The 12,838-nt window shown below is 65.2% G+C and carries 13 protein-coding genes; 7 read left to right on the forward strand and 6 right to left on the reverse strand.

Going from position 1 to position 12,838, the window contains the following annotated elements; translation table 11 throughout:
* Window positions 1-87 precede the first annotated feature (87 nt).
* Window positions 88-393 (forward strand): hypothetical protein, encoded by a 306-nt coding sequence (locus B5557_RS14155; RefSeq protein ID WP_079659571.1) that lies wholly within the window; start codon window positions 88-90, stop codon window positions 391-393.
* A gap of 527 nt (window positions 394-920) precedes the next feature.
* Window positions 921-2,348: a hypothetical protein gene (locus B5557_RS43675; RefSeq protein WP_159424381.1), complete on the forward strand. Its 1,428-nt coding sequence runs from the start codon at window positions 921-923 to the stop codon at window positions 2,346-2,348.
* 2,038 nt (window positions 2,349-4,386) lie between these two features.
* On the opposite strand, the gene B5557_RS45925 is transcribed toward B5557_RS43675, so the two are convergent.
* The 6 genes from B5557_RS45925 to B5557_RS14185 form a co-directional block, all read right to left on the reverse strand.
* The gene (locus B5557_RS45925) at window positions 4,387-5,310 is read right to left on the reverse strand and encodes a tyrosine-type recombinase/integrase (RefSeq protein WP_331716834.1); all 924 of its coding nucleotides are present in this window, start codon (window positions 5,308-5,310) and stop codon (window positions 4,387-4,389) included.
* Window positions 5,311-5,328: 18 nt separating this feature from the next.
* Window positions 5,329-5,844 (reverse strand): hypothetical protein, encoded by a 516-nt coding sequence (locus tag B5557_RS45930; RefSeq protein WP_331716835.1) that lies wholly within the window; start codon window positions 5,842-5,844, stop codon window positions 5,329-5,331.
* Entirely contained in the window at window positions 5,841-6,032 is a 192-nt protein-coding gene (locus B5557_RS14170) for a helix-turn-helix transcriptional regulator (protein ID WP_079659573.1), read from the reverse strand. Before B5557_RS14170 ends, B5557_RS45930 begins: the two co-directional genes overlap by 4 nt.
* 279 nt (window positions 6,033-6,311) lie before the next feature.
* Window positions 6,312-7,466 carry a DUF3631 domain-containing protein gene (locus B5557_RS14175; protein WP_173877676.1) on the reverse strand — a complete coding sequence of 385 codons (1,155 nt, stop codon included), beginning with the start codon at window positions 7,464-7,466 and terminating at the stop codon, window positions 6,312-6,314.
* The gene (locus B5557_RS45075) at window positions 7,463-7,843 is read right to left on the reverse strand and encodes a hypothetical protein (RefSeq protein ID WP_231976348.1); all 381 of its coding nucleotides are present in this window, start codon (window positions 7,841-7,843) and stop codon (window positions 7,463-7,465) included. The genes B5557_RS14175 and B5557_RS45075 overlap by 4 nt, the downstream gene beginning before the upstream one ends.
* Window positions 7,840-8,757, reverse strand: a complete 918-nt coding sequence (locus B5557_RS14185) for a bifunctional DNA primase/polymerase (protein WP_079659574.1) — start codon at window positions 8,755-8,757, stop codon at window positions 7,840-7,842. Before B5557_RS14185 ends, B5557_RS45075 begins: the two co-directional genes overlap by 4 nt.
* 90 nt (window positions 8,758-8,847) lie before the next feature.
* Here B5557_RS14185 and B5557_RS14190 point away from each other — a divergent pair, with 90 nt between their 5' ends.
* The 5 genes from B5557_RS14190 (at window position 8,848) to B5557_RS14210 (ending at window position 12,837) form a co-directional block, all read left to right on the forward strand.
* Entirely contained in the window at window positions 8,848-10,533 is a 1,686-nt protein-coding gene (locus B5557_RS14190; protein ID WP_079659576.1) for an ISAzo13 family transposase, read from the forward strand.
* 169 nt (window positions 10,534-10,702) lie between these two features.
* Window positions 10,703-10,906, forward strand: a complete 204-nt coding sequence (locus B5557_RS14195) for a hypothetical protein (RefSeq protein ID WP_079659578.1) — start codon at window positions 10,703-10,705, stop codon at window positions 10,904-10,906.
* Between the two features lie 527 nt (window positions 10,907-11,433).
* Complete coding sequence (locus B5557_RS14200; RefSeq protein ID WP_079659579.1) at window positions 11,434-11,640, forward strand: hypothetical protein; 207 nt, start codon at window positions 11,434-11,436, stop codon at window positions 11,638-11,640.
* 469 nt (window positions 11,641-12,109) lie between these two features.
* Window positions 12,110-12,382 carry a hypothetical protein gene (locus B5557_RS14205; protein WP_079659581.1) on the forward strand — a complete coding sequence of 91 codons (273 nt, stop codon included), beginning with the start codon at window positions 12,110-12,112 and terminating at the stop codon, window positions 12,380-12,382.
* A 65-nt stretch (window positions 12,383-12,447) separates the two neighbouring features.
* The gene (locus tag B5557_RS14210) at window positions 12,448-12,837 is read left to right on the forward strand and encodes a hypothetical protein (RefSeq protein WP_231976349.1); all 390 of its coding nucleotides are present in this window, start codon (window positions 12,448-12,450) and stop codon (window positions 12,835-12,837) included.
* Window position 12,838: the final 1 nt, after the last annotated feature.

Here is a 12,838-nt window from a genome sequence, read left to right on the forward strand (position 1 = left end):
CACGCGGCCTTGGTTGTGGGGGCACTTCGAGCAGAGTCTCTGAAAATTGACGCCGACCCGAACGCCGCGCTGCCTCGCCTGGGGACCATGCTGGCCGTGATCGGCGAGCGATGCGCCGCAGGCCGCATCGGAGCGATGTTGCCAGAGGAGTTCCTGGCACGGGCCACTCCCATCTCCCTCACCCGTACAGCCATCCGCGAGTCTGTTCACGTGGCAGCCATCGTTACCGCCGCGATGACGGCAGCCGTCGGCGCTGCCTCGGCACTCCGCCCGCTCGGTGTGAACGACGATCTTCGCCCGTGGCTCATCGCCGGTTGCTCCTTGTTGGCCGCGATTATCGTGGGCGGCTGGCCCCGGGTAGGCAGGCTTCTAGAACTGTTGCCGGGCAGGTGAGGCATGGCGAAGGTCCGGACAGCGAGTAGTGAACGCCGGCCTGTGATTCTCATCCGGTCGAGTCCGTGGAAGGCCGGCACCGAGCAGACGCGCATGACGTGTTCGACATGGACAACGGGCATGTCCGCTACTTCGGTGACCACAAGCCCACCACCACGGTTGCGTCCGGCAGGACCACGCGCAACGCGGCGCTGCTCGATGCCTTCACCGGACACCAGGGGCGCACCCTTGAGGAGCGGGCAACTGCGGTCCCGTTGCAGGAAATCTTGTTCGAGTACCCCCGCCTCCCAAGTCACCTCCGGAGGTGCGTGGCCGCCCCCACCACCACGGTTCACGGTCGTGTGGGTTGACGGAGACTGAACGGAAGCTGGGGAGAGTGTTGGGCACCCGGAGACACCAACGATCTACTGCCGACTCCCTTAGATGAGGCACATGCTGGCTAGATATCTGACGCGCACTAGTCAGGGAGCATGGGCACGGTCATCATGATCGGTGACTAGTCCCAGTCGCTATCATGGGGGGGGACCATGTACTTCAGTGAGCTCTTCGAGGTCGAGTACAAAGCCGAGTACGACTGGTTTGATCCAATTCTGGAAAACGACACGCTTCTCTTCGTAGATCCTTTCCTGATCTTCGCTGACAAGCAACAAGATTGGCAGGAAGCCTACGCTGAAATCATGCGCTACTTCCAGTCCGCCTTTGACTTGCTGGCGCGTAGTAAGCTGAATCGAAAGCACCAGTTCTATAGGCGCGCTCTGACTCTGATGGAGTTTCCAGAACCTCGAGAGTTCAGGTTGGGTTTCGCAAGCAAGAATGCGGCGGGGTCGGGTTCTGGCCCGGGACTTGCTTCCAAGGTGGTAGAAGCGATGTCTCAAGCAATCAACCGCGGGATCGAGGACATTGAACACTTCGAAGAACTCGGAATTCTTGTCTCGGGCATCAATAGAGACCGAATTTCTGACATCACATGCAATCTACTGAAGCCCAAACTGATCGCGTACACCCAAGACGTTTGCAGTTCTTTCGACATTCCCATGCAAGTCAGGGAGGTCAAACACAGCCGCTACGACGACCTGCGGTCGCGATGGATGGACGACGATCACTTGGTTCCTGTGGATCCAGAGACGGACGAGCCAATTCTGCTTGTCCCGAAGCGATTCCTCAGAGAACTACCCACACTATCCTCGAACAGTTGGGGAGATTTCCTGGACTCTTCACTGAGGGACGATCTAAACCTCAGCATCTCCGGAAGCATGAAGAAGGAGGATATCGTAGCGCTCGCACGCCAGAAGCCGGAGATTCTGCGCGAGTGGATTCGGTACACCGTCGAGCGAGGATCCTCTCCGTACGACGTGGACAAGGATCCAATGTTGCACGTTCAATGGCAGCGCCTCGCACAAACAGCCATGGACGACGAAGCGCCACCAACGCCTCCTAATATCGACTCACCGGAAGCCCTTCTCGAATTCGCACAGTCTGCGGTTGCGCACTTCAGACACTGGGTCGAGGACAAGGGTGGCTGGCGGGTATTCTGGCGCGACGTCAGAGAAATGAAGACTGTTCCCGAAACGAACATGCAGCTTCTCTTTCTAGGAGTGCTCGACCACTACTGCGAACGAGCCGGGGTCATCCTAGACCGCGAGGTCGAGACAGGTAGAGGGCCCGTTGATTTTACATTCACTTCTGCAGGTAATTTGCGAATTCTCCTGGAGATGAAGAAGCTAACACACGGAGAATTCTGGAACGGGTTACACTCCCAAACTCCTATCTACATGGCGAGCCAAAACGTTGAACATGCGATATTCCTCGCAGTTCGTGACTCCACCTCTCAGGCCATGAAGGAGAGATGGAATAAGCTCGATCACGAAGCAAGCTTGGTTAGCGATCGAACCGATTCGATCATCGAAGTAGCTCGCATCGACATCACGCCCAAGAGTTCGGCCAGCAACTCTTAGCGAAAGGCGCCTAGGAATCTTCGCGCCCGGCATGCTCAGAATAGAAGGAAGATCTTGTGGCGGATCCTTGGGAGATTGCTTCAGGAATCGGCGCAGTGGCGTCCGTAGGTGGGGCTTGGGCAGTCTATAGAGGACAAACGAGGCAGGTGGACTACGAGCTCGCTCGAACTCTGCACCTCGACCTCACCAGCGGCGAAGTCGCTATAGCGCGGGACGTACTTACCAATTTTCGCCTGGGCCGAAGGCCGTATTCCCCTGACGTGCTCTCCGCATACTTCACAGTACTGTGGTGCTTTGAGCGAATCTTTCATGGCCGCCGGTCCATGATTCGTTCTCGCCTCGATCGGTGGAAAAGTAGCGCGCCTGTCCGCTTCCTGGATGATGCACTGTGCAAGCACGTTGCGAGCTGGGAAAGGAACCTTCCCGCCCTTCGCAGCATGTTGGTGACTGCACTCGACGAAAGTCATGGCGGGGAACTTCACGACAAAGGCCTGACAACAAACTTCGAGAAGCTTGCACAGGCGCTGCACGCATCTGGAGTCATGCCTTCAGCCGGCCCGTCACTAGGTACCAGGCCTGCCCAGGTTGAACCTCGCCCAACCGCCGCGCGTCCGACCTCACCTTCAGCAGAGTGAGATCACCGCAACGGTGCGTCCCCGTCCCCGCACTCAGTAACCCTCGGACGACCTCATATACCCGGAGGATCGTGGACTACTCGTGGACTGGTATGCACCACGCGACTGCTTGCGAGACGCTGACCAGCGCCGATGCTGGGTGCTGCAAAGCCCTCCGGAGCCGTGTGCGCAGGTTCGAATCCTGCCGGGGGCACTCCAGCTGGACCAGCACCGCAAGGTTGCTGACCTGCTGAAGTGCCAAGCATGAAGACCTGGACCCAGTCCCACTGAGTCCAGGTCTTTGTCGTTGTTACGCACGGGTCGCGATAGACCTGCGATAGAGACCGCAGGCCGGACAGGTATGCACGTGAGCCCGCCCCTGGCCGGCGGCGACGGTGAAGCAGCGGGCAGACCTTGACCCCTCTCCCCGAAGATCATGGTCCACCCGCCACACGCCCCAGGACACCGCTGGGCTCGTGATGGGGCGCACTCGCCAGGGCCCGACCCTAGCCATCAGGGCCTCAGGGCCACACGTCAGTCACTTCCGCCTGGCGAACCTCACTGCTTCTGGCCTCAGTAAAAGCCACGGTGTTAAGGCGGCGTGAAGTGTCAACATCCCCCCACGCATATCCAACGAGACTCCCGCTCTGCCCCACATTCCCCTTGCTGTAACACAACCAGTTTTGACGCATCTCGTGGATTTCCTGCACCCCATTCCCCTGTTGCCATACACACTGCAGCACATGACCCCTCTTCGTGGGTTGCTGCAGTTCCAGCGCCCACGGGTTGATCCTCGCACGCGAACGTGGCGCTCCGAGATCGGCCACATCCGGCCGTTTCGGGGCCGCCAAGATGATGACGGATTGGTCCCAAGGAGAGTCGATGCATGCAGCATCTTCGCTACTCGGCGCCGACCATGGCATGAACCAGCAGGGGTCATGGATCTTCGAGTCCGGAGTGCTGCAGCGAAGAGCACTAGGGTCATTGGTTCCAGCCGCCCTGGTCCAGCAATCACCCCCGGCAAGATGGGCGGACTCCGTGAAGGGGGGAATTAAGTCACCCGAGGCCGTGACAAGGTGTACGTAATGGACGCTAGTGGCACCCACAGGGGGCGGCTTGGCAGAGCATCTCACAGCAACTTGCTGGACTACCACACCGACCGCCGCCACAACGATTACGCCCAGCAGCTTCTTGAAGTGAACGGCAGCCCACCGATACAGCCGCACCAGACGACTGCGACCGGGGCCGTCTTCCACAGAATTTGGGGGCATCACGTCACAAGCATTTGCGACCTGCGGTGCTGAGGCATGCCCGCCACGCGAAGCCATCACCTAGATGACAGAGCCTCAGTCCGTCTGGCCGCGCCCTTTGGGATCATACTGGTCGAATCTGACCCCAAAGGGCACAACCGAGACCGCAGTCAACTACCCGATCGACCCCTCCGCTGGCCAATCAAGTTCCCGTTCGATCTTCAGGTTCATCGCGGCTTCCTGACCGTAGATGCATCCCTCGTAGACGCGGTGGATCACCTCGGGCGAGTTGCCCACCCGACGGGCAACCTCGGCCACGGGCACCCCGGCGTTCAGCCACATCGTGATGCAAGTGTGGCGTAGGTCGTAGGGGCGACCGCCCAGGATGGACGACTGGAGGTCGGGCGGGAGCGCGTATTCCCGAGCGTCCTTCCAGACCCGCCAGTACGTGCTGCTCCCCACGAGACCGAGCCGCTCGTTGGTGAACAGCCGGCCGTCCTTGGCCGTGCCGAACTCCTCCAAGTGGGCGCGGAGCATCGCGACCAGGGGTGGGGGGATCGGGACGGGGCGGTCGGAGTTGGCCTCCCGGGACTTGAGCCCGCGTTTGTCGTGACGCTCGCCGCTGTTGGTCCACCTCTTGCCCGCCACGGGGTGGGTGTGGCGGAGGGGCAGGGTTCCCCACCCCTGCGCTGGGAGGTAGCAGTCCGACTTCTTCAGTCCGACCGCTTCACTCGGCCGGAGGGCGGCAAAATACATGACCCCATAGAAAGCGACCAGCCGGCGTCCCTTCTTTCGGTCCCATGTGCCCACATAGGAGACCGCGGCGAGCAACTGAGCCGCTTGCGTCTTGTTCACCAAGACACGAGGATCGACGCGATCGGACGCGGATTTCTTCACCGGCTTGAGCGCCGACAACGGATTCCCAGCCAGGAGTTTCCTCTCAATCGCGTATTCCACAGCGGTATTCAATGCGCACCGCCTACGCCGCGCCGTTTCGCCAGCAGCAGGGCTGCCGTCAAGCTTGAACGAGAGCCGATAATGAACGCCCCTCAAGACTTTCGGGTCTTCCAACGCCGAGACGGGCAGGGATTTCTTCACGAGCCATTCATAGGCGTCCTAGAATTCGTCCGGTGGTTCCAACTCGGCGGTTCCCGGGACAACGGCCCAGCGAAACGCAAGACGCAAATCCTCATCTTCGGGAACCTGCCCGCCCTGCTCCACCAGAGCCAGGGTGACGGCCGCAAGACCGTCAGCAATCCCCTCTCTCGTCTTGGCCGCCGCCGTGGGCCAGCGCATCGCCATGTACTCACGACAGAACGTGAACCAGAGCATCTCTTCTCGGACATCAGCAGCCTGCACGACGGCGCGGACTTCAGATTCAGGCAAGCCGTCCTTAATTCGGAAGGACTCACCGCGCTTTATGCCGAGCCACAACTCGGAACGCCGTGTATCTGCAAGCCCAACAGTGGCAAACGTCTTGCTGCTGACCTTTCCACCGACGATCCAGCGGAGCTGATACGGGCGGGTTTTACTCTGAGCCTTGGTCACGTTCCAGAGACGTACATCAAGGGAGAACTCGTCCGGGTCCGAGCCGCTGGACTGCTCAGACCCGGATTCCTGGCCCTTCGTCACGCTGCTTCCTCTCGCGATTCCAGCCAGCGATCCAGTTCGGAGCGTCGAATTCGCACGGCGCCATTCGGGAGCTTGATCGCCTTCGGGCCCTTCTTGCACTGACGCCAGCGATAGAACGTCGCTCTCGGCACTCCGATTTCCTCAACTACCTGGGGAATGGTCAGCATTTCGTCGCGGGACTTGGCCACGGCGAGACTCCTTGGTTGGTGAACGGTCAGGACGGGACCGGACTGCCCCCTCCCGGAGCTCCGCTACTGCCGCTACTCCGCTACCGCGCAGGTCAGGCGGGGTGTTTTGGTAGCGGATGGGGTAGCGGTAGCGGATGTGTGCCGCCACCGGCCCGGGGTGGGTGTGGGCCGGTGGCGAGGTGGAGGTAGCGGATCTTTGCCGCTACCTCGGGGGGTTGCCGCTACCTCGGCGGGTGCTGTGACCTGCGGGGTAGCGGAGGTAGCGGAGGTAGCGGACGTCTAGAAGCCGGGGGCGGGGCAGTACCGGTTCCAGGCGTCGGCGAGGTCGTCGGCGTAGTAGCCCTTGAGGACTGCCCCGCCGCTCTTGATGTTCCGGGCAACGATGGGCTCGTTAGCGCCGGTCATGTACTCGCGGAGCATCCGGGCCAGGCCACGGGAGTCGAGCGGGCGGCCGTCCATGTCGCCCCAGGGCGATTCGTCCAGCGACCGGAGCTGTTCGAGGACCACGGCGGTGGGTAGGCGAGCGATGTCGCCGAAGACGTGGTCACGCAGGTCGGTCAGGAGCCGGATCCCGAGACTGGCCTTGTCGTCGCTCTCGGCGGCGGTAACGAGTTCGACGCAGGCGGCGCGGGCGCGGTCGGGCCAGGTGCCGCCGGCGGCGTCGGCGACGGCGAGGAGGGGTTCCCAGACGTCGGCGGGCCGGTCGGTGACGCCGTCGGGCATGACGGGGAAGGCTCCGGTGATGCGGTCGCGGACGGGGTCGGCCCAGGTGGCGAGCCGGTCGCGGAGGGCGTGGCCCTCGGTGGTGTGGAGGCGGGAGCGGAACGGCTCGACCTTCTCGGAGCGGGCACGGCGGCGCATGCGAATGACGACGGAGCGGGTCAGGATCGTGTCGGGCAGGTTGCCCAGTCCGGCGACGGCGAGCGCGCAGTACGAGGGGAAGGCGACGACGGACTGGTTGCCTGCGCCGTCGCTGACGCACCGATAGGTGACGCCGGAACGTCGGTGGCCCGCGTTGATGAAGCCGCGCAGCTCCTCGTTCTCCCCGGCCTTGGGGCCGAAGACGGTGTCGATCTCGTCGAAGAGGATGGTGGGCCGCCCTTCCCCGCCGGAGACGGCGCGGAAGAGGGCGGCCGGGGAGGCGTTGACCGCGACCATCGGGGCCGGGACCAGGGTCTCCACGATCTCCAGGGCGCGGGACTTGCCTGAGCCGGGCTCCGGAGAGAGGAAGGCCAGGCGCGGGGTTGCGTAGAAGGTGTCGAGGAGATGGGCATGGGCGTCCCACAGAGCGACGGCGACGTAGGCGGCCTCGCTGGGGAAGACGTTGAACCGGCGGTGGAATGCCTCGACCGCGTCGAGGACGGCCGCTCCCTCCGGCGTCTGCTCGGGGGCATCGGGCACGGCGGGCGCGGGGTTGAGGGTGGTGAGGGTCATGCGGCGGCGCTCCTGTCGTCGGCCTTCAGAGGGCAGAGGTCACGGTGGTGGTCGTACTCGGCGACCAGCGCGGCCACGGCGCGCTGTCCGGTGGCGGTGCCGGTCTGGCCGCAGCGGCAGGCGTATGTGGCGGTGGGGGTGTCTGCGTAGCGCTTGGACCAGCGGGCGCCGTCGTAGTGGTGGCGGTAGACCGGTGCGGCGTAGATCCGGATCCCGGGCCGCTCCGGCGTCGGGTCGTCCAGGTCGCGGGGCCCGGCAGCGCTGGCGAACTGGTCAGAGCGTCGAAGGACTGAAAGGACGCCTTCGGCGACGACCTTCGCCGCCCCACCCCAGTCGGCGGCCGGCCCCGGTTCGGCGGCCATCGGGCCGGTGGTCACGACGCCCTCTCCAGGCCGGCGTGCGCGAACCCGTTGGTGACGGCCCGCTCGGCGTAGGCCTGCGGGACGCCCATGGATACAGCGGTGTCGATGATCTGCTGTGCGAGGGCGTCCAGGCCGCACGGGCCGGGGCAGGCGGTGTGCTGGGAGGCGAGGAACCGGGCAACGCCGTAGGCCTGGCTTCCGGCGCCCTGCTCGCGGCACGCGAAGACCTTGGCCACGCCCCGGTTCAGGCCGGTGCGGACGTAGGCGTCGGTGTGGCGGCAGCCGGTGGCCACCGACCGGTCCCAGCGGGCTCGGCCCGGTGACGAAGAGTCCACCCCCGCCCCCGTGCGCGGCGGGGTGGTCTCTTCCTTCCCGACCAGGGCGCGGACGGCATCCGGCATCCGGGCCATGTGACCGGTGCCGTTGCCGAGCCAGCGGGCGTAGGACATCCGGGATTTGATGTCGGTGCCCGGGCGGACCTTGTTCGCGGACTGCATGGCGCCCCGGTAGATCCAGTGCTCTCCACGGGTGCTCGGCACGGTCAGGGTGGCGGGCAGATGCTCACGGGCCCAGGCGACGGCGGCGGCGTTGTCGAGGTCGACCACGGTCAGGTGGGCACCGCCGGGGTGGTAGCCAACTGCCCCGGCCCCGGCCCAGGCCCCCCGCCACCACATGGAGACGATCGTTCGGGGGTCGGTGGTGGCGGCAGCCCAGGCGTGGCAGGGCCGGGGGCAGGTGCAGGGGCCGGGGGTCTTCATGTTCGGCCGGCCGCCGCACGCCCCGTCCTGGCAGGTGGGGCAGTTGGCGAAGGGCCGCTTGTCGCGCCCCAGCGGCAGCACAGGCAGGCCGTCGGCCGCCAGCGCGAGCGCGGTTTCCAAGAGCGGGCGGGTGCTGTCACGGTCTCGCCCGATGTCGGCGGGATGGGTCATGCTGGATTCGGGCCTTGACCCAAGGCCGGGTAGTTAGGGCTTGCAGAGCATTAACCCGTAGCTTCCCGCCGGTCGTTTCGTTGGCGTGGTATGGGCGCATCGGAGGGGCAACGGGCGGCTCTGGCAGCCAAGCTCGAGGCGATCTTCCCGCATCTCGACGAGCGGCAGCGGCGTCTGCTGATAGGAGCGGAAGCCCGGTCGATCGGCCATGGCGGGATCAGGCTGGTTGCCGGGGCCGCCGGGGTGCGGGAGGCCACGGTGTCGCTGGGTGCGGATGAACTGGAATCCGGCGAGGCCCCGTTGGGGCGGGTGCGCCGGGTGGGCGGGGGCCGCAAGCGGACGGTCGATCTGGACCTGGGACTTCGTCCGGCGCTGCTGGCCCTGGTCGAGCCGGATGTGCGGGGTGATCCGATGTCGCCGTTGCGCTGGACGACGAAGTCCACCCGTCATCTGGCCGCCGAACTCACCCGCCAGGGTCACCGGATATCCGCCGACACCGTCGCCGACGTGCTGCGCGAGGAAGGCTTCAGCCTCCAGGGGAACGCCAAGACCATCGAAGGCCGGCAGCACCCCGACCGGGACGGCCAGTTCCGCTACATCAACGAGCAGGCCAAGAACCATATCGACGCCGGGGACCCGGTGATCAGCGTCGATACGAAGAAGAAGGAAATCGTGGGGTCGTACAGGAACGGCGGCCGCGAGTGGCGGCCCGCAGGCGACCCGGTCCAGGTCAGCACTCATGACTTCCCGGACAAAGAACTCGGGAAGGCCGTGCCCTACGGCATCTACGACCTGGCCGCGAACACCGGCTGGGTCAGTGTCGGCACCGACCATGACACCGCCGCCTTCGCCGTGGAATCCATCCGCCGCTGGTGGAAGGGCCGCGGCCAGGAGGACTACCCGCATGCCGGACGACTGCTGATCACCGCCGATGCGGGCGGTTCCAACGGCTACCGGACCCGCGCCTGGAAGGCCGAACTCGCCGCCCTGGCCCTGGAGACGGGACTAGACATCACTGTCTGTCACTTTCCTCCCGGCACTTCGAAGTGGAACCGGATCGAGCACCGGCTGTTCTCCCACATCACCATGAACTGGCGCGGCAGGCCCCTGACCAGCCACGAGATCATCGTGCAGTCCATCGCCGCGACCAGCACCCGCACCGGCCTGAGAGTCCACGCGGAACTCGATACCACCGCCTATGAGACGGGGATCCGTATCGGCGACGGGCAGATGGAAGCCCTGCCCCTGACCCGCCACGACTGGCACGGCGACTGGAACTACACCCTCCGCCCCGAGGCATACGCCCAGGTCAATGACGCCCCGGACCCCTTCGACCAGCCGAGCCCCGACCTCTCCTGGCTCTGCCACCCGGCCCTGACCGGGCTGCCGCCACACGAGTGGGACACCCTCATCACCACGCTGACCACCCTGCACGAGGCCCAGCGCGAGACGCACCTGGACAAACGACGCGGCCACCGGCCACGCGCCAAGGGCGACGGCAACACCGGACGCCGCCCGATCCTCACCCTCGCCGACCGGCTCCTGGCCGCCGTCCTCCATTACCGGCACGGCCTACCCCAGATCGCTATCGCCGCCCTGTTCAATGTCCGGCCCGAGACAATCAACCGGCGCCTGAGGGACATCCGGGAACTGCTGGCAACCGCAGGCCACGACCTCCACCCCGACAAACCCCAACTCGCCACCCTGGACGACCTGTTCAACCTGGCACGCGAGGCAGGCATCATCACCGCGCTAGAGATCAAGACTGCGAGTTAATGCTCTGCAAGCCCTTAACTACCCGGCCTTGGGTCAAGGCCCGTCGCGTCACCGACCCCGCACCCGACAGCACTGTCACCCGAATGGCCCAACAAGGCGTGCCACCCACATGGGTGAAGATCAAGCTGATTAGTGCCCCAACCGAGGCAATCCGTGAAAGGGAAACCAAATGCGCATTCGACGAACCCTCGCCGCCGTCATCGCCACAGCAGCCCTCGCCGGACCCGGCCTCATAGGTGTCGCCACCGCCACCGCCGCACAGGGTGCCCCATCCTACGTCACCCCTTCTGAGTGCAGGCAGGGCGGCGGAACGGCCGATCTGACGGACAACCTCTGCAAGGGCGGTACGCACGACGGGGAGAAGATCGACTAAACCGCACAAGGCGCCCCGCGGCCACGCACCGCGGGGCGCTCCCGCGCGAGGGCAGCCGGGAGAGTCGCAGGGACTGTGCCGAGCCGTCGGGCACGCTCGGTCCGAGTCGGCCCGGAAGCACGCGGGCGGGAGCTCCCGAACGCCGTCGCGCGCGAGCGCAGCGAGCTGCCAAGGTTTGCGCAGCCGTAGGCCGCACCCTTCGGCGTTTCAGGGGCGTGCCACAGACGTGCCGCTATGGGCCCGCAGGGTCCCTCTCGGACGGGCCGGAGGCCGCTCCCCCACTACCCCGGATCAGCCGGGCGAAGCGGTCGAGGTACGCCTTTACATCCGGCAGGAGTTCGGTCGGGAAGGCCACGGGGATTGTCGTCTTTTCTCTTCGCGCCGTTTAGCGGCGGAGGGGTCTGCGGCGCCCGCACACCACGACTCGCGTGTCTGCTCAGCGTCACCCATCCTGAGTAGTAGGCCGTGCCTGGCATAAGCCCGGTCATCCCGAAGCACCGAACCAGGGCACGCGAGAGGAGAAGAGCATGCGTATACGACGACTGCTGGCGCTCGCGCTCGCCACAGCAACCCTGGCCGGCGTGAGCGCCGTCGGCGCCGCCACCGCTCAGGCAGCGACGTATCCGGCCATCTCGGCGGAACAGTGCACAGCCCAGGGCGGAACGGTCAACCAACTCCCCTACCGCGGCCCCACGTGCAGCTTCCCCGACGGGCACTCGGAAAGCATTACCTGAGCACGCCGGGCCAGACGGGCGGGATGGCAGCCCTGGCATCATGCAGAATCGCCACGCACAAATGACCTTTGGTGGTCTGGCAGATCCGCCAGGGCTCTCTACACAGATCGTGACGTGCGCGTACTACTCAACCTCCGGTGAGACGACACAACTCGGACCTGGTCTCCTGCCGCGCACACGAACCCTCTGCAGGCTGCGGTGACAGCTGTCTCTGACGGCAACGTCGGCGCGCTGAAACGGTCTTGACCGTTTCCCGGAGCACGTACTGCGCCTTGCCGTCAGCTCGGCAGGAAGGCGAGCCGTCCAGATGGGCGAGCGATTTTGGTCCGGGGACTTTCAGTACGTGGGAGGGGAGATACGGCCGAGCCAAGGGTCGCCGGGGCGGGATGTCGATCGCACACCGCCACGTCCGCTGCTCGGTCCTTTGAATCTGCGAGTTCCGACCAACCCCGGAGAGTAGGTGGGTCCCATGTGCACATCGTCCCGCGCAGCCGGTCTCCTCACCGGCCTAGCCCTCGCCCTCGGCGTGGTCTTCGCCGCCCCCGCCGCCCATGCGGACATCCCGGCTTGCACGAACCTGGTCCAGGGGGCGGGCGTCGAAGTCTCGGATGCCGTCAGAACGGCGTGTACCCAAGGTGTGCACAATGACCTACAAGGCTGCGTGATGGGCCTGACCGACGCCGGCGTGCCGGGCGGCGCCGCGAACGGTGCCTGCCGGCTGGCGGCCAAGCCCCCTGCCTGAGCCCGGCTGCGTTCACAGACCTCTGCGCTCGCCGACGGGCAGAACGGGCGGACGGCACAGCGACCGTGGATCTCACCGTGGACGGCGCCTACGGCGGGAACCTCCAGGTGACCAGTAAGAGCGCGAACGGCTGGGTCAGCGACGCGGCTTGGTGGGGTATCAGCTACGACACCACTCCCACCGTCGCTTCGGACGCCTGTCCGGAGACCGGTTCGGGCGGCGGCGTCGGCGTTCCTGGCACGTTCACGTTCACGCCGAAAGTGAAGGATGTCGTGAGCTACACGTACACCTTCAACAACGGTGACCCGGAGGTCACGGTCCCCGCGGACGCCAACCACACCGCGAGCATCGACTGGGCCCCGGCCTCGGCCGACTCGTACGACCTCACGGTCTACGCGACCACCCGCTCCGGCATGCAACTGGCGCCTTACGACTATTACTTCACTGTGAACTGAA

Source organism: Streptomyces sp. 3214.6 (assembly GCF_900129855.1).
GTDB classification, from domain to species: domain Bacteria; phylum Actinomycetota; class Actinomycetes; order Streptomycetales; family Streptomycetaceae; genus Streptomyces; species Streptomyces soliscabiei.

Bases quoted from the DNA above. Each gene is read 5' to 3' on its own strand.
- B5557_RS14155 (WP_079659571.1), top strand. From the start codon at position 88: ATGCTGGCCGTGATCGGCGAGCGATGCGCCGCAGGCCGCATCGGAGCG.
- B5557_RS43675 (WP_159424381.1), top strand. From the start codon at position 921: ATGTACTTCAGTGAGCTCTTCGAGGTCGAGTACAAAGCCGAGTACGAC.
- B5557_RS14175 (WP_173877676.1), bottom strand. From the start codon at position 7,466: ATGACCCTCACCACCCTCAACCCCGCGCCCGCCGTGCCCGATGCCCCC.
- B5557_RS14185 (WP_079659574.1), bottom strand. From the start codon at position 8,757: ATGACCCATCCCGCCGACATCGGGCGAGACCGTGACAGCACCCGCCCG.
- B5557_RS14190 (WP_079659576.1), top strand. From the start codon at position 8,848: ATGGGCGCATCGGAGGGGCAACGGGCGGCTCTGGCAGCCAAGCTCGAG.
- B5557_RS14195 (WP_079659578.1), top strand. From the start codon at position 10,703: ATGCGCATTCGACGAACCCTCGCCGCCGTCATCGCCACAGCAGCCCTC.
- B5557_RS14200 (WP_079659579.1), top strand. From the start codon at position 11,434: ATGCGTATACGACGACTGCTGGCGCTCGCGCTCGCCACAGCAACCCTG.
- B5557_RS14205 (WP_079659581.1), top strand. From the start codon at position 12,110: ATGTGCACATCGTCCCGCGCAGCCGGTCTCCTCACCGGCCTAGCCCTC.